The sequence below is a fragment of the Nocardioides acrostichi genome, from assembly GCF_015319165.1.
Lineage (GTDB): Bacteria > Actinomycetota > Actinomycetes > Propionibacteriales > Nocardioidaceae > Nocardioides > Nocardioides acrostichi.
The window spans coordinates 98,805-122,559 of the sequence record NZ_JADIVZ010000008.1 but is presented as its reverse complement, the minus strand read 5'-3'; the positions used below and the strand labels follow the sequence as shown (position 1 = coordinate 122,559).

Annotated in this window: 37 protein-coding genes; 32 read left to right on the top strand and 5 right to left on the bottom strand. The window is 69.6% G+C overall.

The genetic code is table 11. The annotated features are described in order from the left end of the window. Positions 1-4 precede the first annotated feature (4 nt). Genes ISG29_RS14970 through ISG29_RS14950 form a run of 5 tightly spaced genes read right to left on the bottom strand, consistent with a single transcriptional unit; the run spans position 5 to position 5,230 of the window. Positions 5-1,324: a DUF58 domain-containing protein gene (locus ISG29_RS14970; RefSeq protein WP_194504254.1), complete on the bottom strand. Its 1,320-nt coding sequence runs from the start codon at positions 1,322-1,324 to the stop codon at positions 5-7. Between the two features lie 3 nt (positions 1,325-1,327). Further along, entirely contained in the window at positions 1,328-2,332 is a 1,005-nt protein-coding gene (locus ISG29_RS14965) for an AAA family ATPase (RefSeq protein ID WP_194504253.1), read from the bottom strand. After that, positions 2,329-3,489, bottom strand: coding sequence for a DUF4350 domain-containing protein (locus ISG29_RS14960; RefSeq protein WP_194504252.1), 1,161 nt, complete (start codon positions 3,487-3,489; stop codon positions 2,329-2,331). The genes ISG29_RS14965 and ISG29_RS14960 overlap by 4 nt, the downstream gene beginning before the upstream one ends. Then, complete coding sequence (locus ISG29_RS14955; RefSeq protein WP_194504251.1) at positions 3,486-4,121, bottom strand: DUF4129 domain-containing protein; 636 nt, start codon at positions 4,119-4,121, stop codon at positions 3,486-3,488. Before ISG29_RS14955 ends, ISG29_RS14960 begins: the two co-directional genes overlap by 4 nt. Beyond that, on the bottom strand, positions 4,118-5,230 hold the full coding sequence (locus ISG29_RS14950; RefSeq protein WP_194504250.1) for a glycerophosphoryl diester phosphodiesterase membrane domain-containing protein: 1,113 nt from the start codon (positions 5,228-5,230) through the stop codon (positions 4,118-4,120). Before ISG29_RS14950 ends, ISG29_RS14955 begins: the two co-directional genes overlap by 4 nt. Before the next feature lie 489 nt (positions 5,231-5,719). On the opposite strand from ISG29_RS14950, the gene rpsJ reads away from it, so the two are divergent. From rpsJ to rplQ, 32 genes are all read left to right on the top strand, one after another. Further along, positions 5,720-6,028, top strand: coding sequence for a 30S ribosomal protein S10 (rpsJ, locus tag ISG29_RS14945; RefSeq protein ID WP_008360994.1), 309 nt, complete (start codon positions 5,720-5,722; stop codon positions 6,026-6,028). Positions 6,029-6,039: 11 nt separating this feature from the next. Further along, entirely contained in the window at positions 6,040-6,705 is a 666-nt protein-coding gene (rplC, locus tag ISG29_RS14940) for a 50S ribosomal protein L3 (RefSeq protein WP_194504249.1), read from the top strand. 2 nt (positions 6,706-6,707) lie between these two features. Beyond that, the gene (gene rplD, locus ISG29_RS14935) at positions 6,708-7,334 is read left to right on the top strand and encodes a 50S ribosomal protein L4 (protein ID WP_194504248.1); all 627 of its coding nucleotides are present in this window, start codon (positions 6,708-6,710) and stop codon (positions 7,332-7,334) included. Then, on the top strand, positions 7,331-7,633 hold the full coding sequence (gene rplW, locus ISG29_RS14930; protein WP_194504247.1) for a 50S ribosomal protein L23: 303 nt from the start codon (positions 7,331-7,333) through the stop codon (positions 7,631-7,633). The genes rplD and rplW overlap by 4 nt, the downstream gene beginning before the upstream one ends. Before the next feature lie 28 nt (positions 7,634-7,661). Then, positions 7,662-8,498 (top strand): 50S ribosomal protein L2, encoded by an 837-nt coding sequence (gene rplB, locus ISG29_RS14925; RefSeq protein ID WP_194504246.1) that lies wholly within the window; start codon positions 7,662-7,664, stop codon positions 8,496-8,498. A gap of 5 nt (positions 8,499-8,503) precedes the next feature. After that, on the top strand, positions 8,504-8,785 hold the full coding sequence (rpsS, locus tag ISG29_RS14920; protein ID WP_110182960.1) for a 30S ribosomal protein S19: 282 nt from the start codon (positions 8,504-8,506) through the stop codon (positions 8,783-8,785). Next, the gene (gene rplV / locus ISG29_RS14915) at positions 8,785-9,198 is read left to right on the top strand and encodes a 50S ribosomal protein L22 (RefSeq protein ID WP_194504245.1); all 414 of its coding nucleotides are present in this window, start codon (positions 8,785-8,787) and stop codon (positions 9,196-9,198) included. Before rpsS ends, rplV begins: the two co-directional genes overlap by 1 nt. Continuing rightward, a complete protein-coding gene (gene rpsC, locus ISG29_RS14910; protein ID WP_194504244.1) occupies positions 9,198-10,019 on the top strand; it encodes a 30S ribosomal protein S3 in 822 nt (273 codons plus the stop codon). The genes rplV and rpsC overlap by 1 nt, the downstream gene beginning before the upstream one ends. A gap of 3 nt (positions 10,020-10,022) precedes the next feature. Continuing rightward, the gene (gene rplP, locus ISG29_RS14905; RefSeq protein ID WP_194504243.1) at positions 10,023-10,442 is read left to right on the top strand and encodes a 50S ribosomal protein L16; all 420 of its coding nucleotides are present in this window, start codon (positions 10,023-10,025) and stop codon (positions 10,440-10,442) included. Beyond that, entirely contained in the window at positions 10,442-10,684 is a 243-nt protein-coding gene (rpmC, locus tag ISG29_RS14900; RefSeq protein WP_194504242.1) for a 50S ribosomal protein L29, read from the top strand. Before rplP ends, rpmC begins: the two co-directional genes overlap by 1 nt. Further along, on the top strand, positions 10,681-10,971 hold the full coding sequence (gene rpsQ, locus ISG29_RS14895; protein ID WP_194504241.1) for a 30S ribosomal protein S17: 291 nt from the start codon (positions 10,681-10,683) through the stop codon (positions 10,969-10,971). Before rpmC ends, rpsQ begins: the two co-directional genes overlap by 4 nt. Before the next feature lie 72 nt (positions 10,972-11,043). After that, entirely contained in the window at positions 11,044-11,412 is a 369-nt protein-coding gene (rplN, locus tag ISG29_RS14890; RefSeq protein WP_194504240.1) for a 50S ribosomal protein L14, read from the top strand. Positions 11,413-11,416: 4 nt separating this feature from the next. Further along, a complete protein-coding gene (gene rplX, locus ISG29_RS14885; RefSeq protein ID WP_235959957.1) occupies positions 11,417-11,782 on the top strand; it encodes a 50S ribosomal protein L24 in 366 nt (121 codons plus the stop codon). Position 11,783: 1 nt separating this feature from the next. Next, the gene (gene rplE, locus ISG29_RS14880) at positions 11,784-12,374 is read left to right on the top strand and encodes a 50S ribosomal protein L5 (RefSeq protein WP_207793159.1); all 591 of its coding nucleotides are present in this window, start codon (positions 11,784-11,786) and stop codon (positions 12,372-12,374) included. Position 12,375: 1 nt separating this feature from the next. Then, the gene (locus tag ISG29_RS14875) at positions 12,376-12,561 is read left to right on the top strand and encodes a type Z 30S ribosomal protein S14 (protein ID WP_011757321.1); all 186 of its coding nucleotides are present in this window, start codon (positions 12,376-12,378) and stop codon (positions 12,559-12,561) included. 78 nt (positions 12,562-12,639) lie between these two features. Then, positions 12,640-13,047, top strand: a complete 408-nt coding sequence (rpsH, locus tag ISG29_RS14870; RefSeq protein ID WP_194504239.1) for a 30S ribosomal protein S8 — start codon at positions 12,640-12,642, stop codon at positions 13,045-13,047. Between the two features lie 22 nt (positions 13,048-13,069). Next, on the top strand, positions 13,070-13,609 hold the full coding sequence (gene rplF, locus ISG29_RS14865; RefSeq protein ID WP_194504238.1) for a 50S ribosomal protein L6: 540 nt from the start codon (positions 13,070-13,072) through the stop codon (positions 13,607-13,609). A gap of 3 nt (positions 13,610-13,612) precedes the next feature. Beyond that, entirely contained in the window at positions 13,613-13,996 is a 384-nt protein-coding gene (gene rplR, locus ISG29_RS14860) for a 50S ribosomal protein L18 (RefSeq protein ID WP_194504237.1), read from the top strand. Between the two features lie 28 nt (positions 13,997-14,024). Further along, on the top strand, positions 14,025-14,642 hold the full coding sequence (gene rpsE, locus ISG29_RS14855) for a 30S ribosomal protein S5 (protein WP_194504236.1): 618 nt from the start codon (positions 14,025-14,027) through the stop codon (positions 14,640-14,642). Beyond that, positions 14,642-14,824 (top strand): 50S ribosomal protein L30, encoded by a 183-nt coding sequence (gene rpmD, locus ISG29_RS14850; RefSeq protein WP_194504235.1) that lies wholly within the window; start codon positions 14,642-14,644, stop codon positions 14,822-14,824. The genes rpsE and rpmD overlap by 1 nt, the downstream gene beginning before the upstream one ends. Position 14,825: 1 nt before the next feature. Next, positions 14,826-15,266, top strand: a complete 441-nt coding sequence (rplO, locus tag ISG29_RS14845; RefSeq protein WP_194504234.1) for a 50S ribosomal protein L15 — start codon at positions 14,826-14,828, stop codon at positions 15,264-15,266. 167 nt (positions 15,267-15,433) lie between these two features. After that, on the top strand, positions 15,434-16,747 hold the full coding sequence (gene secY / locus ISG29_RS14840; RefSeq protein WP_194504233.1) for a preprotein translocase subunit SecY: 1,314 nt from the start codon (positions 15,434-15,436) through the stop codon (positions 16,745-16,747). Beyond that, a complete protein-coding gene (locus ISG29_RS14835; protein WP_194504232.1) occupies positions 16,744-17,319 on the top strand; it encodes an adenylate kinase in 576 nt (191 codons plus the stop codon). The genes secY and ISG29_RS14835 overlap by 4 nt, the downstream gene beginning before the upstream one ends. A 25-nt stretch (positions 17,320-17,344) precedes the next feature. Beyond that, a complete protein-coding gene (gene map, locus ISG29_RS14830; RefSeq protein WP_194504231.1) occupies positions 17,345-18,169 on the top strand; it encodes a type I methionyl aminopeptidase in 825 nt (274 codons plus the stop codon). A 103-nt stretch (positions 18,170-18,272) separates the two neighbouring features. After that, the gene (locus tag ISG29_RS14825) at positions 18,273-19,319 is read left to right on the top strand and encodes an LLM class flavin-dependent oxidoreductase (protein WP_194504230.1); all 1,047 of its coding nucleotides are present in this window, start codon (positions 18,273-18,275) and stop codon (positions 19,317-19,319) included. A 295-nt stretch (positions 19,320-19,614) separates the two neighbouring features. Further along, entirely contained in the window at positions 19,615-19,836 is a 222-nt protein-coding gene (gene infA, locus ISG29_RS14820) for a translation initiation factor IF-1 (RefSeq protein WP_011757309.1), read from the top strand. A gap of 45 nt (positions 19,837-19,881) precedes the next feature. Beyond that, on the top strand, positions 19,882-19,995 hold the full coding sequence (gene rpmJ / locus ISG29_RS14815) for a 50S ribosomal protein L36 (protein ID WP_194504229.1): 114 nt from the start codon (positions 19,882-19,884) through the stop codon (positions 19,993-19,995). A 280-nt stretch (positions 19,996-20,275) separates the two neighbouring features. Next, positions 20,276-20,650, top strand: coding sequence for a 30S ribosomal protein S13 (rpsM, locus tag ISG29_RS14810; RefSeq protein WP_194504228.1), 375 nt, complete (start codon positions 20,276-20,278; stop codon positions 20,648-20,650). Between the two features lie 69 nt (positions 20,651-20,719). Next, entirely contained in the window at positions 20,720-21,127 is a 408-nt protein-coding gene (rpsK, locus tag ISG29_RS14805) for a 30S ribosomal protein S11 (RefSeq protein ID WP_194504227.1), read from the top strand. Positions 21,128-21,158: 31 nt separating this feature from the next. Continuing rightward, entirely contained in the window at positions 21,159-21,767 is a 609-nt protein-coding gene (gene rpsD / locus ISG29_RS14800; protein ID WP_194504226.1) for a 30S ribosomal protein S4, read from the top strand. A 177-nt stretch (positions 21,768-21,944) separates the two neighbouring features. Continuing rightward, complete coding sequence (locus ISG29_RS14795) at positions 21,945-22,961, top strand: DNA-directed RNA polymerase subunit alpha (RefSeq protein WP_194504225.1); 1,017 nt, start codon at positions 21,945-21,947, stop codon at positions 22,959-22,961. 76 nt (positions 22,962-23,037) lie between these two features. After that, a complete protein-coding gene (gene rplQ, locus ISG29_RS14790; RefSeq protein WP_194504224.1) occupies positions 23,038-23,679 on the top strand; it encodes a 50S ribosomal protein L17 in 642 nt (213 codons plus the stop codon). Positions 23,680-23,755 lie beyond the last annotated feature (76 nt).

Sequence of the window (23,755 nt, the reverse complement as noted above, 5' to 3'; positions counted from 1 at the left end):
AACCTCACAGCAGCCCGCGGGCCTTGAGGGTGAGGTAGTGGTCGGCGAGGGCGGGCGGCAGCGACTCGGCGTCGGCATCCACCACGTCGACACCCAACGCGGCGAGCATGTCGGCGGTGTGTCGACGCCGGGCCAGGGCCTGCTCGGCGGCGGCCGCGGCGTACACGTCGTCGATCGTGTCGCGGACCCCCGCCAGCCGCTCGAGCTCGGGGTCACGTACCGAGGCGAGCACGACCCGGTGGTAGCGGGTCAGCGCCGGCAGCACGGGCAGCAGGCTCTCCTCCACCGCGGTCGGCTCCAACGGCGTCAGCAGGACGACGAGCGCGCGGCGACGCCCGAGCGCCTGCACCGCCCCGGCGAGCGCCGACCAGTCGGCCTCGGCGATCACCGGCTCCAAGGTGCTCATGGCGTCCTGCATGCGTGCGGCGATGTCGCGAGCGGCGTGCAGCCGCACCTGGGAGCGGATCCGTCGGTCGCCCGCGACCAGGTCGACCCGATCACCGGCCCGGGCCGCGAGCGCGCCGAGCAGCAGCGCGGCGTCCATCGCGGAGTCGAGCCGGGGCACGCCGTCGACGTCGTCCTGCATCCCGGACGTCGCGACACGACCGGCCGAGGTGCGCGAGGTGTCGAGCACCAGCACCACGCGTCGGTCGCGCTCCGGCTGCCAGGTGCGCACCACCACCGAGCGCGACCGGGCCGAGGCGCGCCAATCGATCGAACGCACGTCGTCGCCCTGCACGTACTCGCGCAGCGAGTCGAACTCGGTGCCTTCGCCGCGTACGCGCACGGCCGCTCGGCCGTCGAGCTCGCGTAGCCGGGCCAGTCGCGAGGGCAGGTGCTTGCGCGACTCGAAGGGCGGCAGCGAACGCACCGTACCCGGCACGTCGCGCGTCTGCTGCCGGCACACCAGGCCGAGCGGGCCTCGTGTCCGCACGGTCACGCCCACGGCGCGGAGATCGCCACGGCGCCGGGGCAGCAGGGGGGTCGCGCATGCGATCTGGGCGCCGACTGCGAGCCGGACGCGGTGTCGGTTACCGCTCGCGCCGGCGGTCGGTTGCCACGCGTCGCGCACCAGTGCCCGCACGGGGCGTCGTCCGGCGTTGGTGACCAGCAGCGTGGTGGTCGCCGGGGTGCCGAGCCTGGTCGCCCCCGGGGAGCGGCGGGCGATCTCGAGTGTCCGCGGTGCCGGCGCCGCCAGCCAGTCCAGGCCGCTCAGGGCGAGCACGACCAGCAGCCACAACCAGGGCGTGCTCCCGCGCGCCACCAGCACGACCGGCACGAGGCCGGCGAGCAGCAGCAACGGGAGACGTCCGGTGATCGCCATGGGTCAGCGGGGCACCTGCACCGACGAGACGGCGGAGGCGAGCACCTGGCCGACCTCGACGCCCTCGAGTTCGGACTCCGGCCGCAGGCCCAGCCGGTGGGCCAAGGTGGCGTGGGCGAGATCCTTCACGTCGTCGGGCGTCACGAAGTCGCGGCGGTTGAGCCAGGCCCACGCGCGCGCCGAGCGCAGGAGCGCGGTGGCGCCGCGCGGGCTGACCCCCATCGAGAGCGACGGCGACTGACGCGTGGCGCGGGCGATGTCGACGATGTAGCCCCGCACCTCCGAGGACACCTGCACCGCGCCGACCGCGGCCCGCGCCGCGGCGATGTCGTCGGCGCTCGCCACGGCGGTGACCCCGGCGCCGGCGACGTCGCGAGGGTCGAAGCCGCCCGCGTGCCGGGCCAGGATCTCGACCTCCTGCTCTCGCTCGGGCACGGGCAGCACGACCTTGAGCAGGAACCGGTCGAGTTGGGCCTCGGGCAGCGGGTAGGTGCCCTCGAACTCGACCGGGTTCTGGGTCGCGGCCACGAGGAACGGCGCCGGCAGCGGCCGAGAGACGCCGTCGATCGAGACCTGGCCCTCCTCCATGGCCTCCAGCAGCGCCGACTGGGTCTTCGGCGGCGTGCGGTTGATCTCGTCGGCGAGCAGCAGGTTGGTGAACACCGGACCCTCGCGAAAGCGCAGCTCTCCCTCGCGGTTGTCGATGACCATCGAGCCCGTGATGTCGCCGGGCATGAGGTCGGGCGTGAACTGCACGCGTCGAGACTCCACCGAGAGGCTGGCGGCCAGGGTGCGCACCAGCAGGGTCTTCGCCGTGCCGGGCACACCCTCCATCAGCACGTGCCCACCGCACAGCAACGCCACCAGCAGCCCGGAGACCGCGGCGTCCTGCCCCACGACGGCTTTCGCCACCTCGGCCCGGACGGCGCCCAGCCGATCGCGGGCGGCCTCCGTGACCTCGGGGGTGCGGTGGTGGGGGGAGGAGTCCGACGTGAACGGGTCGGTCACGGGTGTACCTCTTTCTCGAGGGTGTGCAGGGCGTCGGCGAGCGACACCAGGTCGGCGTCGGTCTCGGGGGTCGAGTCGTGGGCGAGCAGCGCGGCCACGTCGCGCTCGGCGCGGCCCGTCGCGGCCGCGACGGCCAGGACGAAGGTGCCGTGGGTCGTCTCGCGACCCAGCCGCAGACGGGTCGTGAGACGTCGTCGCGTCGCGCGCCGCAGCGCTGCTGCCGCGTGCTCTCGATCACCGGCGCGCCGGTAGAGCCGGCCCTGGCTGTGCGTGGTCTCGGCGGCGCGCACCACCACCGGCAGGTTCTCGGTGGCCAAGGGGCCCAGGCGCCGGGCGCGCCAGAGCACCAGGGCCACGAGTGCGATCAGCACGAGCACGACCCCCGGCCCGAGCCACGGCGGCAGCAGCGACCCGAGCGTGGCGGCGTCGTCGCCCTGGAGATCCTCGATCGACGGCACGTACCAGACCAGCCGGTCGCGCTGGCCGAGGATCCGCAGTGCGATGGCGGCGTTGTCGGCGCGCACGATCTGGTCGTTGCTCAGCAGTTCGCTCGCGCCCAGCACGGTGATGCCATCGCGCACGACGAGCAGCGAGGGGTCCGCGCCGAAGCAGCTCTGCTCGCTGCGCCCGGAGTACCCGGTGGGCCGGTCGACCTCGAGGCGCAGGCCCACGACCTGCGGGAGGTCGCAGTCGGCCTCGACCGGGCTGCCGCCCAGCTCGGGGGCGTAGGAGGTGTCGAGATCGAGGTCGAGGGCGTCGAGCGCCAGCAGATCGGGCTGGGCGATGACCAGCGTGCCGGGAGCCGCTTCGGCGAGCAGGTGACGGGCGGTGCTGCGGCCCAGGTGTTCGGGCGAGGTGACCAGCACGGTCGCGTCGCCATCGGACGATGCCGCGCGCAGAGCGGCGGCAGACCGCACGACCTGCACCTCGATGCCGTCGTCGGACAGCACCCGGGCCACCGCCTGGGCGCCCGCTGGGTCGGGGTTGTCGGGGTCGAGGAACCCGGTGCGAGGGGCGTCGCCGCCGACGGCGAGGGCCACCACGACCGCCGAGACCAGCCCGGCCACGATGAGCAGGGTGCCGAAGCGTCGACCGCGGCGCCCGCGGGGCGACGGCGCAGCCGCGGACCTGGCGGTGGCGGTCGTGGTCGCGCTCATCGGGCGCCCACCAGTGTGTCGTCGAGGGCGAGGACGTCTCGGGCCTGCCGCGCACTCGCGGCGTGGTGCCCGTAGAGCACCAGGTCGAACGTGGTGGCCGCGGCGGTGACCTGCGCGTCGAGCCGGAGGTGCCGTTCCCGCAGCCGAGTGGCCACCTCGCGCGTGGTGGCGCTCCGGGCGTCGACGAGCCGGCCCGCCTCGGCCTCGCGCACGGCGAGCGCCCGGAAGCCGTCGACCACGGCGTCGTCGAAGCGGCCCTCGGCCAGGGCGGCGTCGGCCCGGGCCCGCAGCTGGGCGGCGGTGAGCGAGACGTCGTGCAGCACCGGGGTGTCCGAGCCGGGGCGACGTGCCGTGCGGCGGGCCCGGGAGAGCAGCCAGCCGAGTCCGAGCACGAGCAGGGCGAAGAGCAGCAGGGAGGCCACGAGCACGACCGGTCGCTGGGTACCGCCTGCCCGGGAGACCCCGTCGATGAGCCGCTGCACACCGTCGAGCACGGCCTGGACGGGGTCGCTTCGGTGGTAGTCGGGGTCGACCAGCTCACGACGCAGCTGGCTGCGCGCGTCGTCCGGCGACGGCGTGAGCGGCGAGCCGCCCGCGACGAGCGAGACCCGAGCGGCCAGGGTGGCGATCATGGGCCGGTGAGGCCTGCCTGGGTCATCAGGTCGACGTCGTAGGCCTCCTTGCGCATGCGCAGGTCGAGGTACTGGCACGCCGAGACGGCGGTCGAGAACGGTGCGACCAGGGCACCCGAGAGCGCGCTGCCGATCGCCTGCGCCACGATGAGCACGAGCAGGCTGTAGGCCGGGTCGACGAGCACGGCGGCCACGTTGCCGATGAGGCTGACCGGCACTCCCAGCACCTGCCCGGCCACCCCCGCGATGATCACCGTGAGCAGCCCGATGCCGAGGGTGCGCCAGAAGTGACCCTTCGTGAGCGACGCCGAGCGCCGCAACGAGGCCCAGACGCCCAGCTGCTCGAGCACCAGACACGGGACGGCCAGGTAGTAGACGCGCACCCAGAACACGAGGAGGCCGACGATGAGCAGCGGTCCGGTGACCAGGCTGTACAGCACGTAGACCAGGACGCTCGCCCCCACGAAGTAGAGGACGAAGAAGGTCGCGGCGTAGAGCGCGAGCGCGAGCAGAGTGGCGGTGAGCAGCACGGTCAGGCCCACCAGCCGCCAGCGCCGGCCGTGGGTGGCGGCCCAGGCCTCGCCGAGGGTGAGCTTGCGGCCGATGGCGGCGGCGGCCACCACGTGGGCGACCATGCCCGAGACCAGCAGCAGACCGATCTGCTGCAGGAACGCGCCGAGCAGCAGCGAGCCGTAGGCGCCGAGCGCCCCGGCGACCCCGGCGAGATCGGTGGGATTGCCACGGGCGTCGGTCTCGAACTCGAGGGAGGTGCCGAGGGTCCAGGTGAGCACCGCGGTGACGAGCACCGGCACGAGCATCGCGACCGACGCCACGACCAGGGCCGCCCCCACCGTGGCGCGCGGGTTGTAGCGGATCACGCGGAACGAGCCGTCGTAGATGTCGCCGAGCCGCAGCGGGCGCAGCGCGATGGCGCCCGGCTTGTGCGCAGCGGCGTACTGCGGCCCCGGGTGGCCCGGGCCGGACGGCGGCAGGCCCGGCTGCGGTGAGGGCGGAGGAGCCTGCTGCCAGCCCGGGGGAGGGGATTGCTGCCCAGGAGCGGCCTCGGGAGGCGGCTGCCAGCCGGGTGGCGGCGGCATGCCGTCGGACATCGCGACTCCTGGGGGTGGGTGCGCCGGTGAGACGCTGGTCCTTTACTCGACCGTCATCGTGTCAGACCGCGCCGACCATCGGGGCGAACCGGGAACGATTTGGCGTGACCCCGGGAGTCTGCCAAGATATCCGGGTTGCCCCGAGAAGGTCGTCGGGTGCGGCCCATCTTGACTCCTGAATCGCGTCTCCTCCACCCGGTGCTCACCGTGCCGGCTGGGATGCTCAGCGGCCACGATGTGCCTCGCCTGGATCTGCACGCCGTGCAGGGAGACCCGATTCGCTCGAACGCCCGCCCCAACCGGGCCGCCGAGAAGGTCAGCAGCAGGATCCCCGGTCCTGGTGTCGTGCGCACAGATATGTGCACCGAGCGCGACACGCCCGACCGCGGGGGTCGGCGGAGCTGGCAGGAGCGACACGGGAACGGGCCGAAACCTACGGCCGGTTCGACACGTACGCGGCTGGACTACGGAGAAGGACGGACGAGACCTATGGCGGGACAGAAGATCCGCATCAGGCTCAAGGCCTATGACCACGAGGTGATCGACACCTCGGCACGCAAGATCGTGGACACCGTCACCCGTACGGGTGCGAAGGTCGCCGGCCCGGTGCCGCTGCCGACCGAGAAGAACGTGTACTGCGTCATCCGCTCGCCCCACAAGTACAAGGACTCCCGCGAGCACTTCGAGATGCGCACCCACAAGCGCCTCATCGACATCATCGACCCCACGCCGAAGACCGTCGACTCGCTCATGCGCCTCGACCTGCCCGCCGGCGTCGACATCGAGATCAAGCTCTGAGGGCTGACGACATGACGACTATGGAACGCAACCTCAAGGGGCTGCTGGGCACCAAGCTCGGCATGACCCAGGTCTGGGACGAGAACAACCTCGTCGTCCCCGTGACCGTGATCCGCGCGAGCACCAACGTGGTCACCCAGGTCCGCACGCCCGAGACCGACGGCTACAACGCCGTCCAGATCGGCTTCGGCGAGATCGAGGGCCGCAAGGTCACCAAGCCGCAGGCGGGTCACTTCGCCAAGGCCGGCACCACGCCGCGCCGCCACGTGGTCGAGATCCGCACCGCCACCGCCGGCGAGTACGCCGTCGGTCAGGAGATCGCCGTCGACACCTTCGCCGCGGGCGAGGAGATTGACGTCACCGGTACCTCCAAGGGCAAGGGCTTCGCCGGCACGATGAAGCGCCACGGCTTCGCCGGCGTCTCCGCCTCGCACGGTGCGCACCGCAACCACCGCAAGCCGGGCTCCATCGGCGCCTGCGCCACGCCGGGCCGCGTGTTCAAGGGCCTGCGCATGGCCGGTCGCATGGGCACCGACACCGTCACCACCCAGAACATCACCGTGCACGCGGTGGATGCCGAGAAGGGCCTGATCCTGCTCAAGGGTGCCGTCCCCGGCCCCAAGGGCGGCGTGGTCGTGCTCCGCTCGGCCGCCAAGAAGCTCGCGAAGGAGGCCTGAGCATGGCTGTCAAGACCGTCTCGGTCGACCTGCCCGCCGACATCTTCGACGTCAAGGTCAACATCCCGCTGATCCACCAGGTCGTCGTCGCGCAGCAGGCCGCCGCCCGCCAGGGCACGCACGCCACCAAGACCCGCGGCGAGGTCGCGGGTGGTGGCCGCAAGCCGTACAAGCAGAAGGGCACCGGCCGCGCCCGCCAGGGCTCGATCCGCGCCCCGCAGTTCGCCGGCGGTGGCATCGTCCACGGCCCGCAGCCGCGCGACTACTCCCAGCGCACCCCCAAGAAGATGAAGGCCGCCGCTCTGCGCGGAGCCCTCTCGGACCGGGCGCGCGACGGCCGCATCCACGTGGTCGAGGGTCTCGTCGAGGGCGCCACGCCCTCGACCAAGGCCGCGCTCGCCGCGCTGCGCGAGGTCTCGACCCGGCCGCGCTACCTCGTCGTCCTCGAGCGCACCGACCAGGTCACCTGGCTGTCGCTGCGCAACGTCCCCGAGGTGCACGTGGTGGCGGCCGACCAGGTCAACACCTACGACGTGCTCTGCGCCGACGACGTGATCTTCACCCAGGGCGCCTACGAGGCGTTCGTCGCCCAGGCCAGCAAGGCCGGCAGCAAGGAGGCCTCGAAGTGAGCACCCTGCACAAGGACCACCGCGACATCCTGATCGCCCCGGTCGTCTCCGAGAAGAGCTACGGCCTGCTCGACCAGAACAAGTACACGTTCATCGTGCGCCCCGACGCCAACAAGACCGAGATCAAGATCGCGGTCGAGAAGATCTTCGGCGTCAAGGTCACCGCTGTGAACACGCTCAACCGCGCGGGCAAGACCCGCCGGACCCGCTACGGCATGGGCAGGCGCAAGAGCACCAAGCGCGCGATCGTCAGCCTCGCCGACGGCCACCGGATCGACATCTTCGGCCAGGTCGGCTGAGCGGGCCAGGAGACGAGGAACTAGAGCTATGGCTATTCGTAAGTACAAGCCGACCACCCCGGGCCGTCGTGGCTCGTCGGTGGCCGACTTCGCCGAGATCACCCGCACGACGCCGGAGAAGTCCCTGACCGTGCCGCTGCCCAAGAAGGGCGGCCGCAACAACCAGGGCCGGATCACCACCCGGCACCAGGGCGGCGGTCACAAGCGTGCCTACCGGATCATCGACTTCCGTCGCTACGACAAGGACGGCGTGCCCGCCAAAGTCGCGCACATCGAGTACGACCCGAACCGCACCGCCCGCATCGCGCTGCTGCACTACGTCGATGGCGAGAAGCGCTACATCGTGGCGCCGAGCAACCTCCAGCAGGGCACGGTCGTGGAGTCCGGAGTCGGCGCCGACATCAAGGTGGGCAACAACCTGCCGCTGCGCAACATCCCGGTCGGTACCACGATCCACTGCATCGAGCTGCGGCCCGGTGGGGGCGCCAAGATCGCCCGCTCGGCCGGCATGAGCGCCCAACTGGTCGCCCGTGAGGGCTCGCGCGCCACGCTGCGCATGCCCTCGGGCGAGATGCGCTTCGTCGACGTCCGCTGTCGCGCCACCATCGGCGCGGTCGGCAACGCCGAGCAGTCGAACATCAACTGGGGCAAGGCCGGCCGCATGCGCTGGAAGGGCAAGCGCCCGACCGTGCGCGGTGTCGTCATGAACCCGGTCGACCACCCGCACGGCGGTGGCGAGGGCAAGACCTCCGGTGGTCGCCACCCGGTCTCGCCCTGGGGCAAGCCGGAGGGCCGCACGCGCCGTCCGAAGGCCTCCGACTCCCAGATCATCCGCCGTCGCAAGTCCGGTAAGGGTAGGAAGTAACTGACATGCCTCGCAGCCTGAAGAAGGGCCCCTTCGTCGACGACCACCTGATGAAGAAGGTGGACGCCGAGAACGACAAGGGCAGCCACAACGTCATCAAGACGTGGTCGCGTCGCTCGATGATCGTGCCGGCCATGATCGGCCACACGATCGCCGTGCACGACGGACGCAAGCACGTCCCGGTGTTCGTGACCGACTCGATGGTCGGCCACAAGCTCGGGGAGTTCGCCCCGACGCGCACCTACCGCGGCCACGTCAAGGAAGACCGGAAGGGACGGCGTCGCTGATGCCCACCACCCAACGCAACCGCACGAGCGCTCGTCGCGAGTCGCTGCTCGGCGACCAGCCGGGTGCCTTCGCGACCGCTCGTCACACGCGGATCACGCCGATGAAGGCGCGCCGGGTCGTCGACCTGGTCCGCGGCCTGCCCGTCGAGGAGGCCCGCAACGTGCTGGCCTTCGCGCCGCAGGCTGCCGCCGAGACCGTCCTGAAGGTGCTGGAGTCGGCCATCGCCAACGCGGAGACCACCGAGGGTCTCGACGCCGGCGACCTGGTCGTCAGCAAGGCGCTGGTCGACGAGGGCCCCACCATGAAGCGGTGGCGGCCCCGCGCCCAGGGCCGGGCGACCCGCATCAACAAGCGCACCAGCCACATCACGCTGGTCGTGCAGCCCGATGAGACCGATGGAGAGGGTGCCTGATGGGCCAGAAGATCAACCCGAACGGCTTCCGCCTCGGTGTCTCCACCGACCACAAGTCGCGGTGGTACGCCGACAAGCTGTACAAGTCCTACGTCGGCGAGGACGTCGCGATCCGCAAGCTGCTCTCCAAGGGCATGGAGCGGGCCGGCATCTCCAAGGTCGAGATCGAGCGCACCCGTGACCGCGTGCGTGTCGACATCCACACCGCCCGGCCGGGCATCGTCATCGGCCGCCGCGGCGCCGAGGCCGACCGCATCCGTGGTGAGCTCGAGAAGCTCACCGGCAAGCAGGTGCAGCTGAACATCCTCGAGGTCAAGAACCCCGAGGTCGACGCGCAGCTGGTCGCCCAGGGCGTCGCCGAGCAGCTCTCCGGCCGCGTGCAGTTCCGCCGCGCCATGCGCAAGGCGATGCAGACCACGATGCGTTCGGGTGCCAAGGGCATCCGGATCCAGTGCTCGGGTCGCCTCAACGGCGCCGAGATGTCGCGCACGGAGTTCTACCGCGAGGGCCGCGTGCCCCTGCACACGCTGCGCGCTGACATCGACTACGGCTTCTACGAGGCCCGCACGACCTTCGGCCGCATCGGCGTGAAGGTCTGGATCTACAAGGGCGAGGTGTCCGGCTCCCGTGCCGAGCGCCAGGCGCAGGCCGCCGCCCGTGCCGGCGTCCCCGGCCGCGGTGGCAACCGCGGCGGCCGCGGTGGCGACCGTCCCGGTCGTGGCTCGCGCTCGGACCGCCCGACCCGTTCCGACAGCCAGCCGGCCCCGGCTCCCGCCGAGGCCACCGCTGCTGCTCCCGCCGAGACCCCTTCGGAGGCCTGAGCCATGTTGATGCCCCGTCGTGTCAAGCACCGCAAGCAGCACCACCCCCAGCGGCGCGGGATGGCCAAGGGCGGTACCCGCCTCGCCTTCGGTGACTTCGGCATCCAGGCGATCGAGGGTCACTACGTGACCAACCGTCAGATCGAGTCCGCTCGTATCGCCATGACCCGTCACATCAAGCGTGGCGGCAAGGTGTGGATCAACATCTACCCCGACCGCCCGCTCACCAAGAAGCCCGCCGAGACCCGCATGGGTTCGGGTAAGGGCTCCCCGGAGTGGTGGATCGCCAACGTCAAGCCCGGCCGCGTCTTGTTCGAGCTCTCGGGCGTGCCGGAGGACGTCGCCCGCGAGGCGATGCGCCGTGCGATGCACAAGCTCCCCATGAAGACCCGGTTCATCTCGCGAGAGGGTGGAGAGTTCTGATGAGCGCCCAGCTGACTGCACACGAGCTCGACGACCTCAACGACGTCGACCTCGAGGCCCGCCTGCGCGAGGCCAAGGAGGAGCTGTTCAACCTCCGCTTCCAGGCCGCCACCGGCCAGCTCGAGAGCCACGGCCGGCTGCGCACGGTCAAGAAGGACATCGCCCGGATCTACACCGTGGTGCGTGAGCGCGAGCTCGGCATCCGTTCCACCCCGGGCTCGACCAACGAGGACGCCAAGTGACCGAGACCAGCCCCCAGACCACCTCGGAGACCACCGAGCGCAACAGCCGCAAGACCCGCGAGGGCCTGGTCGTCTCCGACAAGATGGACAAGACCGTCGTGGTCTCCGTCGAGGACCGCGTCAAGCACGCGCTCTACGGCAAGGTCATGCGTAAGACGAGCAAGCTCAAGGCGCACGACGAGACCAATGACGCTCGTATCGGCGACCGGGTTCTCATCATGGAGACCCGCCCGCTGTCGGCCACCAAGCGCTGGCGCGTCGTCGAGATCCTCGAGCGCGCCAAGTAATCCACCCGTTCGGCCAGGCTCGCTGCCCCGAGACGGCGGCGCAGAACCGGCACGACAACCAGGAGAAAACGAATGATTCAGCAGGAGTCGCGGCTCAAGGTCGCCGACAACACGGGTGCCAAGGAGATCCTCTGCATCCGCGTTCTCGGTGGCTCCGGCCGTCGCTACGCCGGCATCGGTGACACCATCGTGGCCACCGTCAAGGACGCCATCCCCGGCGGCAACGTCAAGAAGGGCGACGTCGTCAAGGCCGTGGTCGTGCGCACCGTCAAGGAGCGCCGGCGTCCCGACGGGTCCTACATCCGCTTCGACGAGAACGCCGCCGTCATCCTCAAGAACGACGGCGAGCCGCGCGGCACCCGCATCTTCGGCCCGGTGGGCCGCGAGCTGCGCGACAAGAAGTTCATGCGCATCATCTCCCTCGCTCCGGAGGTGCTCTGAAGCCATGGCGAAGGGTTCGATGAACATCAAGAAGGGCGACACCGTCAAGGTGATCGCAGGCAAGGACAAGGGCGCCGAGGGCAAGGTCATCGGGGTGCTCCGTGAGGAGCAGCGCGTGATCGTCGAGGGCGTCAACCGCGTCAAGAAGCACACCAAGGTGGTCAATCAGGGCGGCCGCGCCGGCACGACCGGCGGCATCATCACCGCCGAGGCGCCCATCCACGTCTCGAACGTGATGCTCGTCGAGGGCGACACCACCACCCGGATCGGCTTCAAGCGCGAGACCGTCACCAAGCGGCGCCCCGACGGCTCGACCTACGAGGCCGAGCGCAGCGTCCGCATCTCGCGCAAGACCGGCAAGGAGATCTGAGATGACCGAGATCGAGACCACCGAGACCCCGGTGATCTCCGCCAAGGAGCCGCCCCGTCTCAAGGTGCGCTACCGCGAGGAGATCCTGCCGGCACTCAAGGACGAGTTCGGCATCGCCAACGTCATGCAGGTGCCCGGCCTGACCAAGATCGTGGTCAACATGGGCGTCGGCGAGGCCGCGCGCGACTCCAAGCTCATCGACGGCGCCGTGCGCGACCTGACCGCTATCACCGGCCAGAAGCCGACGGTCACCAAGGCCCGCAAGTCCATCGCGCAGTTCAAGCTGCGTGAGGGCATGCCGATCGGTGCGCACGTTACCCTGCGCGGCGACCGCATGTGGGAGTTCCTCGACCGGCTGCTCTCGCTCGCGCTGCCCCGCATCCGCGACTTCCGCGGACTCAACGGCAAGCAGTTCGACGGGCGCGGCAACTACACCTTCGGTCTCACCGAGCAGGTCATGTTCCACGAGATCGACCAGGACAAGATCGACCGGTCGCGCGGCATGGACATCACCGTCGTGACCACCGCCACCACCGACGACCAGGGCCGCGCGCTGCTCAAGCAGCTGGGCTTCCCGTTCAAGGAGAACTGACATGGCGAAGACTGCCCTTAAGGTGAAGGCGGCCCGCAAGCCCAAGTTCGCCGTCCGCGGCTACACCCGCTGCCAGCGCTGCGGCCGGCCCAAGGCCGTGTACCGCAAGTTCGGCCTCTGCCGGATCTGCCTGCGCGAGATGGCCCACCGCGGCGAGCTGCCCGGCGTCACCAAGTCGTCCTGGTGACGACGACCCTTCCTACCCACTGAAGGTCCCCTCCGCCGACGAGCGAGGGGAAACCGCAGAGAGAAAGATTCAACCAACATGACGATGACCGACCCGATCGCAGACATGCTGACCCGTCTGCGCAACGCCAACCGGGCCTTCCACGACGACGTGAGCATGCCCTACAGCAAGCTCAAGGCCGGCGTGGCGGAGATCCTCCAGCAGGAGGGTTACATCACCTCCTACGAGGTCGCCGAGCCCGCCGAGGGTGAGGTCTCCAAGACCCTCACCATCACCTTGAAGTACGGCCGCAACCGCGAGCGTTCCATCGCTGGCGTGCGCCGCATCAGCAAGCCCGGTCTCCGGGTCTACGCCAAGCACACCGGCCTGCCGAAGGTGCTGGGCGGCTTGGGCGTCGCGATCATCTCGACGAGCCAGGGCCTGCTGACCGACCGCCAGGCGAACCAGAAGGGCGTGGGTGGGGAAGTCCTCGCCTACGTCTGGTGACGGACGAGAGGAGAGAAGGAAAATGTCGCGCATTGGCAAGCTCCCCGTCCCGGTGCCGTCCGGGGTCGACGTCTCGATCGACGGCGCCCTGGTCACGGTGAAGGGCCCCAAGGGCACGCTGACCCACACGGTCGCCGCCCCGATCACGGTCGAGAGGAACGAGAGCGTCCTCGACGTCAAGCGTCCCGACGACGAGCGCGAGTCGCGCTCGCTGCACGGACTCACCCGCACCCTGGTCAACAACATGGTCGTGGGTGTCACCGAGGGCTACGAGAAGAAGCTCGAGATCGTCGGCGTCGGCTATCGCGTGCTGTCCAAGGGGCCTACGCAGCTGGAGTTCCAGCTCGGCTACAGCCACCCGATCGTCTTCAGCGCCCCCGACGGCATCACGTTCACCGTGGAGGGCCCCACGAAGCTGGGTGTCCAGGGCATCGACAAGCAGCTGGTCGGCGAGACCGCTGCGAACATCCGCAAGCTCCGCAAGCCCGAGCCGTACAAGGGCAAGGGCGTGCGCTACGCCGGCGAGCACATCCGCCGCAAGGTCGGAAAGGCTGGTAAGTGAGTCATGGGTATCTCCCTCTCGCAGCACAAGCACACCGCAGCGCGCACGAAGTCGCGGCTGCGCCGTCAGGTCCGCGGGCGCAAGAAGCTCTCCGGTACCGCTGAGACCCCGCGTCTGGTGGTCACCCGTAGCTCCAAGCACATCTCCGCGCAGGTCGTCGACGACCTCGTGGGCAAGACGCTGGTCAGCGCCTCCACCATGGAGGTCGACCTGCGCTCGCTGGAGGCCGACAAGACCGCCAAGGCCAAGCGCGTCGGCGAGCTCGTCGCCGAGCGGGCCAAGGCGGCCGGTGTCGAGGGCGTGGTCTTCGACCGCGCCGGCAACAAGTACCACGGCCGCATCGCGGCCCTGGCCGACGCCGCCCGTGAGGGCGGCCTGACCTTCTGATCGCGGAAACAGGAAAGAGGAAAGTCTCATGAGCGGAGCCCAGCGCGGACAGCGCGGTGGCGAGCGCCGTGGCCGCGACGATCGTCGTGGCGGCCAGGGTGCTGACAAGACCGCCTACATCGAGCGTGTCGTCGCGATCAACCGTGTCGCCAAGGTCGTGAAGGGTGGTCGTCGCTTCAGCTTCACCGCCCTCGTGGTCGTCGGCGACGGCGACGGCCTGGTCGGTGTCGGCTACGGCAAGGCCAAGGAGGTGCCGGCCGCGATCTCGAAGGGTGTCGAGGAGGCGAAGAAGAACTTCTTCCGCGTCCCCCGCATCCAGGGAACGATCCCGCACCCGGTCCAGGGCGAGAAGGCGGCCGGCGTGGTCATGCTGCGTCCCGCCGCTCCCGGTACCGGTGTGATCGCCGGTGGTCCGGTGCGTGCGGTGCTCGAGTGCGCCGGCATCCACGACATCCTCAGCAAGTCGCTGGGGTCGTCGAACCAGATCAACATCGTGCACGCCACGGTGGAGGCCCTGCGGATGCTCGAGCAGCCCGAGGCCGTCGCCGCCCGTCGCGGCCTGCCCGTCGAGGAGGTCACCCCCGCTGCGCTGCTCAAGGCGCGCGAGGAGATCCCGGCGGGTGTCTCCGAGGAGGTGTCCTCCTGATGGGACAGCTCAAGGTGGAGCAGAAGAAGTCCACGATCGGGTGCAAGGCCAACCAGCGCGCGAGCATGCGCAGCCTGGGCCTCAAGCGCATCGGCGACGTGGTCGTCAAGGAGGACCGGCCGGAGATTCGCGGCATGGTCAACACCGTCCGTCACCTCGTGACGGTCGAGGAGGTGGACTGACATGTCCCTGAAGCTGCACAACCTCAAGCCCGCTCCGGGTGCCAAGACCGCGAAGACCCGCGTGGGTCGCGGTGAGGCCTCCAAGGGCAAGACCGCCGGTCGCGGTACCAAGGGCACCAAGGCCCGTTACCAGGTGCCCGTGGCGTTCGAGGGTGGCCAGATGCCCATCCACATGCGGCTCCCGAAGCTCAAGGGCTTCAAGAACCCGTTCAAGGTGGAGTTCCAGGTCGTCAACCTCGACAAGATCTCGACCCTCTTCCCCGAGGGCGGCGCCGTGGGCGTCGACGAGCTCGTGGCCAAGGGCGCGGTCCGCAAGAACCAGCCGGTCAAGGTGCTCGGCTCCGGCGAGATCAGCGTGAAGCTCGACGTCACGGCCCACGCGTTCTCCGCCTCGGCGATCTCGAAGATCGAGGCCGCCGGCGGCTCGACCACCACGGTCTGATCCGCGACGACGTCAAGAGGGCGGCGTCCCCGGCCAGCGCCGGGGGCGCCGCCCTTCGTCGTGGTCGGTGCTCGGGCCGTGAACTCGGGCCCGGCTGTTAGGCTTCAGGCGGCCCGGGGGCGCGACTGCTCGATGGGCTGCACCCACGTGCAGAGAAAGAGGAACTCGTGCTCGGCGCTTTCGCCAATGCTTTCAGGACGCCCGACCTGCGGCGCAAGCTGCTGTTCGTCCTGGGCATCATCATCGTCTTCCGCGCCGGATCCCAGCTGCCGGCTCCCGGTGTCAACGTCGCCAACGTGCAGCAGTGCATCCAACAGGCGCAAAGTGGCGAGAACGCGAGCCTCTACTCCCTGGTGAACCTGTTCTCAGGTGGAGCGTTGCTCCAGCTCACCGTGTTCGCGCTCGGGATCATGCCCTACATCACCGCCAGCATCATCCTCCAGCTGCTCGTGGTCGTGATCCCCCGACTCGAGGCGCTGAAGAAGGAGGGGCAGTCCGGGCAGACGAAGATCACCCAGTACACCCGCTACCTCACCCTCGGGCTCGCGCTGCTCCAGGCGACCGGCATCGTCGCGCTCGCCCGCTCCGGCCAACTGCTCCAGTGCGACCTCGACCTGCTGCACTCCAAGAGCACCGAGACGTTCCTGGTCATGGTCGTCACCATGACCGCCGGCACCGCGGTCATCATGTGGCTCGGCGAGCTCATCACCGAGCGCGGCATCGGCAACGGCATGTCGATCCTCATCTTCACCCAGGTCGTGGCGACCTTCCCGGCTGCGCTGTGGCAGGTGCAGAAGAGCCAGGGTTGGTGGACCTTCGGCATCGTCCTCCTCATCGGCCTGGTGCTCGTGGCGGCGGTCATCTTCATCGAGCAGGCGCAGCGCCGCATCCCGGTGCAGTACGCGCGCCGCATGGTGGGCCGCAAGATGTTCGGCGGCTCCTCGACCTACATCCCGCTCAAGGTCAACCAGGCCGGCATCATCCCGGTCATCTTCGCCAGCTCGCTGCTCTACCTGCCGGCGATGGCCGTGCAGTTCAACCAGCCGGCGGCGGGCGAGGAACCCAGCGGCTGGGTCAAGTTCGTCAGCCAGTACTTCGTGCGGGGGGATCACCCGCTCTACATGATCGCCTACTTCCTGCTGATCGTGTTCTTCACCTACTTCTACGTCTCGATCAGCTTCGACCCGCACGAGGTCGCCGACAACATGAAGAAGTTCGGCGGGTTCATCCCCGGCATCCGAGCGGGCAAGCCGACCGAGGACTACCTGGCCTACGTCCTCTCGCGCATCACCGCTCCGGGTTCGCTCTACCTGGGTCTCATCGCCCTCATCCCGCTCATAGCCTTGGTCCTCATCTCCGCCAACCAGAACTTCCCGTTCGGCGGTACGTCGATCCTCATCATGGTCGGCGTGGCCCTCGACACCGTGAAGCAGGTCGAGAGCCAGCTCCAGCAGCGCAACTACGAAGGATTCCTGCGATGAGACTCATCTTCATGGGCCCCCCTGGTGCTGGTAAGGGCACTCAGGCGCAGTTCGTGGCCGGCCGCTACGGCATCCCTGCCATCTCGACCGGCGACATCTTCCGCGCCAACGTCGGTGAGGGCACGCCGCTGGGGCTCGAGGCCAAGAAGTACATGGACGCCGGGCAGTACGTGCCCGACTCGGTCACCAACGACATGGTGCGCGACCGCATCGCGCAGCCCGACGCCGAGCCGGGCTTCCTGCTCGACGGCTACCCGCGCACGCTCGCCCAGGTCACCGAGCTCGACGGCATGCTGGCCGACTCCGGCCACGACCTCGAGCACGTGGTCGTGCTCACCGTCGACTCCGAGGAGCTCATCACCCGGCTCCTCAAGCGGGCCGAGACCAGCGGGCGCAGTGACGACACCGAGCAGGTCATCCGCGAGCGTCAGAAGGTCTACGTCAACGAGACCGCACCGCTCATCGACGTCTACCGCGAGCGCGGTCTGCTCGTCGAGGTCGACGGGCTGGGGGAGATCGACGAGGTCACCTCGCGCATCTTCGCCGCGCTGCCCGACCCCTCGCGGGGCTGAGCCGTCCACAGCGGCGGTGACAGAGGTGGGACTCCTCGACCGAGGCCTGGAGATCAAGGACGCCGAGCAGGTGCGCCTGATGAGGCGAGCCGGATTGGTGGTCGGTGAGACGCTCCAGCTCCTCCGTGACGCCGTGCGGCCCGGGCTGAGCACGGGCGAGCTCGATGCGCTCGCGGAGGACGCGATCCGAGGCGCCGGAGCGACGCCGTCCTTCCTCGGCTACCACGGCTTCCCGGGTTCCATCTGCGCCTCGGTCAACGACGAGGTGGTGCACGGCATCCCCGGTTCCCGGGTGCTGGCAGAGGGCGACGTCATCTCCATCGACTGCGGTGCGATCGTCGAGGGCTGGCACGGCGACGCCGCGCTGACCGTGGCGGTCGGCGGGGTGCCCGAGCAGGTCGGTGAGCTGATCGAGGTGACGCGAGAGTCGATGTGGCGCGGCATCGCGGCTGCCCACGTAGGCGCCCGCATCGGGGACATCTCGCACGCCGTCGAGAGCTACCTGCGCGCGCAAGGCCCCTACGGCATCGTCGAGGACTTCACCGGGCACGGCATCGGCAGCCAGATGCACCTACCGCCCAACGTGCCGAACGTCGGCCGTCCCGGCCGCGGCCCTCGGCTTCGCGAGGGTCTCGCGCTGGCGGTCGAGCCGATGGTCACCCTCGGCACGCACGAGTGCGACGTGCTCGACGACGACTGGACCGCCGTCACTGCCGATGGCTCTTGGGCCGCGCACTGGGAGCACACGTTCACCCTCACGCCCTCGGGCGCCTGGGTACTCACCGCTCTCGACGGCGGCGAGGCGGACCTGACCCGCTTGGGCGTGCCGTTCGGTCCCTGGGCGGACTGATCCGACCGCGAGCCCTCCGCGGGCGGTGGGGCAGTGCCGTACCGCACGATGGTCCGTGCGCCGTGCCTGGAATGGGCGTGCCGGTGCTGGTGTTGACACGGCGATGAGTGACCTGCCTGCCCTCTCCGTTCTCGACCTCGTACCCGTGCGCTCCGACCAGACCTCCGCGGACGCCGTGGCGGCGTCATTGCGTCTCGCGCAGACAGCCGACCGGGCGGGCTACCGGCGGTTCTGGGTGGCCGAGCACCACAACATGCCGGCCGTCGCGGCCACGAACCCTCCGGTGATGATCGGGCTGATCGGCTCTCGCACCGAACGGATCCGGGTGGGCTCGGGCGGCGTCATGCTGCCCAACCACGCACCCCTCGTGGTGGCCGAGCAGTTCGCCCTGCTCGAGGCCGCCTTCCCCGGCCGGGTCGACCTCGGCATCGGGCGCGCGCCCGGCACCGACCCGATCACCTCCTACGCACTGCGGCACGGGGCCGGGGGAGTCGGCGACGACGCGGTCTCGCAGTTCCCCGCCTATGTCGACAACGTGGCCTCGATGATGGCTCCCAAGGGCGTCGCAGTCAGCGTGGCGGGCCGCAGCCAGGCGTTGCGCGCCACCCCGGCCGCGGCCGGGGTGCCCGACCTGTGGCTGCTCGGGTCGTCGGACTATTCCGCGCAGCTTGCCGCTTCGCGCGGGCTGCCCTACGTGTTCGCGCACCACTTCTCCGGGTCCGGCACCGCAGAGGCCCTCGAGCTGTACCGCTCCGGCTTCCAGCCCTCGGCTGTGCTGGAAGCACCGCGCACGTTCCTCACCGTCAATGCCGTCGTCGCCGACACCAGCGAGGAGGCCTGGCGTCTCGCCCTGCCCAACCAGCTGATGATGCTGGCACTGCGCACCGGTCAGCCGCTGTCGGCGCAGCTACTGGTCGAGGAGGCGGAGAAGGTCGAGCTCACCGATCCCCAGCGCGACCTGGTGGAGAAGATGGCCGGCCGCTGGGTCATCGGGGACGCCGCGCAGGCACGTGCCCGCATCAGCGAGCTCGCCGAGGAGTACGGAGTCGACGAGGTCATGGTGCATCCGGTCGCTGGTGCCCATGTGGGCACCGAGCCGGGTGTCGCGCCCGCCCGAGAGACGACGCTGCGCCTGCTCCTGGACCGGTGAGCGGGCCCGCCGGCGAGCCGCCGCGCGATTGGGGTTTCGACCTCCGATACCCCTACACTGGCGTGTCGGCCCAACGTGGGCATGTCCGATGGCGCCTCACGGCTGCCCGGACCCGGTGATTCGCTGCTCGCAGTGATGAGTGCCAGGTGCTGGGCGAGGCGCCGGATCTGCCGCACGAGGTCCACCTGCGTGTCGTGGTCAACTCCGCGCGCCAGGGCGGTTCCCGGGTCACCCGCTCGGCCTCGGCCGAGCGGTGCAGCAAGGGTAGACAACGCGACGAGAGATTGTGGAGGACATGCCGAAGAAGGAAGGCGTGATCGAGATCGAGGGCACCGTAGTGGAGGCCCTCCCCAACGCGATGTTCCGTGTGGAGCTGAGCAACGGACACAAGGTTCTCGCCCACATCAGCGGCAAGATGCGCCAGCACTACATCCGGATCCTCCCCGAGGACCGCGTGGTGGTGGAGCTCTCCCCCTACGACCTCACCCGAGGTCGCATCGTCTACCGGTACAAGTAGCCAGCCGACGAGCAGGCACGTCCTGCTCACCAGAAAGGGCCTCAGATGAAGGTCAAGCCCAGCGTCAAGCGCATCTGCGACAAGTGCCAGGTGATCCGTCGCCACGGCCGCGTCATGGTGATCTGCGACAACCCGCGTCACAAGCAGCGGCAAGGCTGAAGCCGACGACGCGACGAAGGAGCGTCGACGGCCTCTGCGCCGCAGGTTGAGCAAGCCCTCCCGCCGAGCTCGCGAGGCGGGAACGGGCGAGTCGAAACCCGGTGAGGAAGCAGCACCACCTCACACGCAGCACCACCAGCACCACAACTGAACACCACCCCAACGTGAACGCTAGGCACGCAACCCGCGTGCTGACTTGACCTCCGGAACAGGGGCCGGAGCCCGCACAGCGGGGCGCGTCACGACCGACACCTCTGTGAACCACGGAAAGGCCATGAACATGGCTCGCCTCGTCGGTGTCGACCTCCCGCGTGACAAGCGCATCGAGGTCGCACTCACCTACATCTACGGCATCGGCCGTACCTCCGCCCAGAAGCTGCTCGCCGAGACCGGCGTGAGCCCCGACCTGCGGGTGCACGAGCTCGGCGACGCTGAGCTGGTCAAGCTCCGCGACGCGATCGAGGCCAGCTACCAGATCGAAGGTGACCTCCGTCGTGAGGTCCAGGCGGACATCCGCCGCAAGATCGAGATCGGTAGCTACCAGGGACGCCGCCACCGCATGGGTCTGCCCGTGCGCGGCCAGCGCACCAAGACCAACGCGCGTACCCGCAAGGGCCCCAAGCGCACCGTCGCCGGCAAGAAGAAGGCCAAGTGACGCGTGCGCCTCTGCGCCACGTCCCTCGGCCCCACGCCTCACTGACCAGCAACTCGTAGGAGAAACCGTATGCCTCCCAAGAGCCGCACCGCGGCCGGCGCCAAGAAGGTGCGCCGCAAGGAGAAGAAGAACGTCGCCACCGGCGAAGCTCACATCAAGAGCACGTTCAACAACACCATCGTCACCATCACCGACCCCACCGGTGCGGTGATCTCGTGGGCCTCTGCCGGCACCGTCGGCTTCAAGGGCTCGCGCAAGTCCACCCCGTACGCCGCCCAGATGGCCGCCGAGGCCGCTGGCCGCCGGGCGATGGAGCACGGCATGAAGAAGATCGACGTCTTCGTCAAGGGCCCGGGCTCGGGCCGCGAGACCGCGATCCGCTCCCTGGGTGCCATCGGCCTCGAGGTCGGCACCATCCAGGACGTCACGCCCACGCCGCACAACGGCTGCCGCCCGCCGAAGCGCCGCCGCGTCTGACCCGCGGCTACGGAACTAGGAGACTACTGAAATGGCCCGTTACACCGGCCCCATGACCCGCAAGTCCCGCCGCCTCGGCGTGGACCTGATCGGCGGTGACGCCGCGTTCGAGCGTCGCCCCTACGCTCCCGGCCAGCACGGTCGTGCTCGCATCAAGGAGAGCGAGTACCGCAACCAGCTCCAGGAGAAGCAGAAGGCGCGCTTCACCTACGGCGTGATGGAGAAGCAGTTCTACAACTACTACGTCGAGGCCGCTCGGCGGGACGGCAAGACAGGTGACAACCTGCTCCAGCTGCTCGAGTGCCGTCTCGACAACGTGGTCTACCGCGCCGGGTTCGCCCGCACGCGTCGTCACGCCCGCCAGCTCGTGAGCCACGGCCACTTCGTGGTCAACGGCACCAAGGTCGACATCCCCTCGTTCCAGGTCACCGCGCACGACATCATCGACGTGCGCCAGAAGTCCCTGGAGATGACCCCGTTCATCGTGGCTCGCGAGACCCACGGCGAGCGCGTCGTCCCGGCCTGGCTCCAGGCGCTGCCGAACCGTATGCGCATCCTCGTGCACCAGGTGCCCGTCCGGGCCCAGATCGACATCCCGGTGCAGGAGCAGCTGATCGTCGAGTTCTACTCCAAGAAGTAATCGGTCGGGGGGCTTCGCCCCCCCGACTGCCCCCCACTGGGGCTCCGCCCCAGACCCCCTTCGGTACGCACCGTCGGAGTCTGGGTCGGGGACCGTGGGTGGAAGTCACCACGTTTCCCTTCCACCTCGCAGTTCGGATCCCTCATATAGCGGTCGGGTCCGGAAAGGAAAGAACAAGTGCTCATCGCACAGCGCCCCACCCTCTCGGAAGAGACCATCGACGAGTTCCGCTCGCGGTTCGTCATCGAGCCCCTCGAGCCGGGCTTCGGCTACACCCTCGGCAACTCGCTGCGCCGCACCCTGCTCAGCTCGATCCCCGGTGCCTCGGTCACGAGCATCAAGATCGACAACGTCCTCCACGAGTTCACCACCATCGAGGGTGTCAAGGAGGACGTCACCGAGGTCATCCTCAACCTCAAGGCCCTGGTCGTCTCCTCGGAGCACGACGAGCCGGTCACCATGTACCTGCGCAAGTCCGGTGCCGGCCCCGTCACCGCGGCCGACATCGCCCCGCCGGCCGGTGTCGAGGTGCACAACCCCGACCTGGTCATCGCCACGCTGTCCGACAAGGGCAAGCTGGAGATGGAGCTGGTCGTCGAGCGTGGCCGCGGCTACGTGTCGAGCCAGCAGAACAAGGGCGCCGACAACGAGATCGGCCGGATGCCCGTCGACTCCATCTACAGCCCCGTGCTGCGGGTGTCGTACAAGGTCGAGGCCACCCGTGTCGAGCAGCGCACCGACTTCGACAAGCTGGTGATCGACGTCGAGACCAAGCCCTCGATCCGTCCCCGCGACGCCATCGCCTCGGCCGGCAAGACCCTCGTCGAGCTGTTCGGCCTGGCCCGCGAGCTCAACGTCGAGGCCGAGGGCATCGACATCGGCCCCTCGCCGGTCGACGAGCAGCTCGCGGCCGACCTCGCCCTCCCGGTCGAGGACCTCCAGCTGACCGTGCGGTCCTACAACTGCCTCAAGCGCGAGGGCATCCACACCGTGGGTGAGCTCATCAGCCGCTCGGAGCAAGACCTGCTCGACATCCGCAACTTCGGCGCGAAGTCGATCGACGAGGTCAAGGCCAAGCTGGTCGAGATGGGTCTGTCCCTCAAGGACAGCGCCCCCGGTTTCGACCCGCAGGCCGCCCTCGCGGCGTACTCCGACGACGAGGACGACGCCTTCGTCGAGGACGAGCAGTACTGAGCGCAGAGCTCAGTCCTCAAGACAATCAACGTCTACCCCGGTACCTGGTACGGCCGGGGAGAATGAGAGAGAAGACATGCCCAAGCCCACCAAGGGCCCCCGCCTCGGCGGCAGCCCGGCCCACCAGCGCCTCATCCTGCGCAACCTGGCCACCCAGCTGTTCACCTACGGCCGGATCACCACCACCGAGCGCAAGGCCCGGGCGCTGCGCCCCTACGCCGAGAAGCTCATCACCAAGGCCAAGAAGGGCGACCTGCACAACCGTCGCCTCGTGTTGCGCGAGCTCTTCCCGGGCGTCGACCAGCGCGCGCTGGAGGAGGACGGCGTGCTCGTCGTCAACAAGTTCCCCCAGCACCGCCTCTTCACCGAGATCGCGCCGGCCTTCGCCGACCGTCCGGGCGGCTACACCCGCATCACCAAGCTCGGCCCCCGTAAGGGCGACAACGCGCCCATGGCCGTCATCGAGCTCGTGACCGAGGCGTACTCGCCCAAGCCGTCGAACGCCAAGGCCACCGCTCCGGCCGCTACCAGCACCCCGGCCGACGAGCCGGCTGTCGAGGACGACGTGACCACCGAGGGTGACGCCGACGCGACGCTGGAGTCCGAGGCCCCCAACGTCGAGGGCACCGAGGAGGCCGCCACCGAGGCGACCGACGAGGTTCCCGCCGACGAGGCGTCCGACGCCGAGACCCCGGCCGCCGACGACGAGAAGGCCTGACCTCCTCACCGCCCAGCAGCCAGCCCACGAGGCCCCGACCCGCATCCCGGGTCGGGGCCTCGCGTGCTTCTCGCGT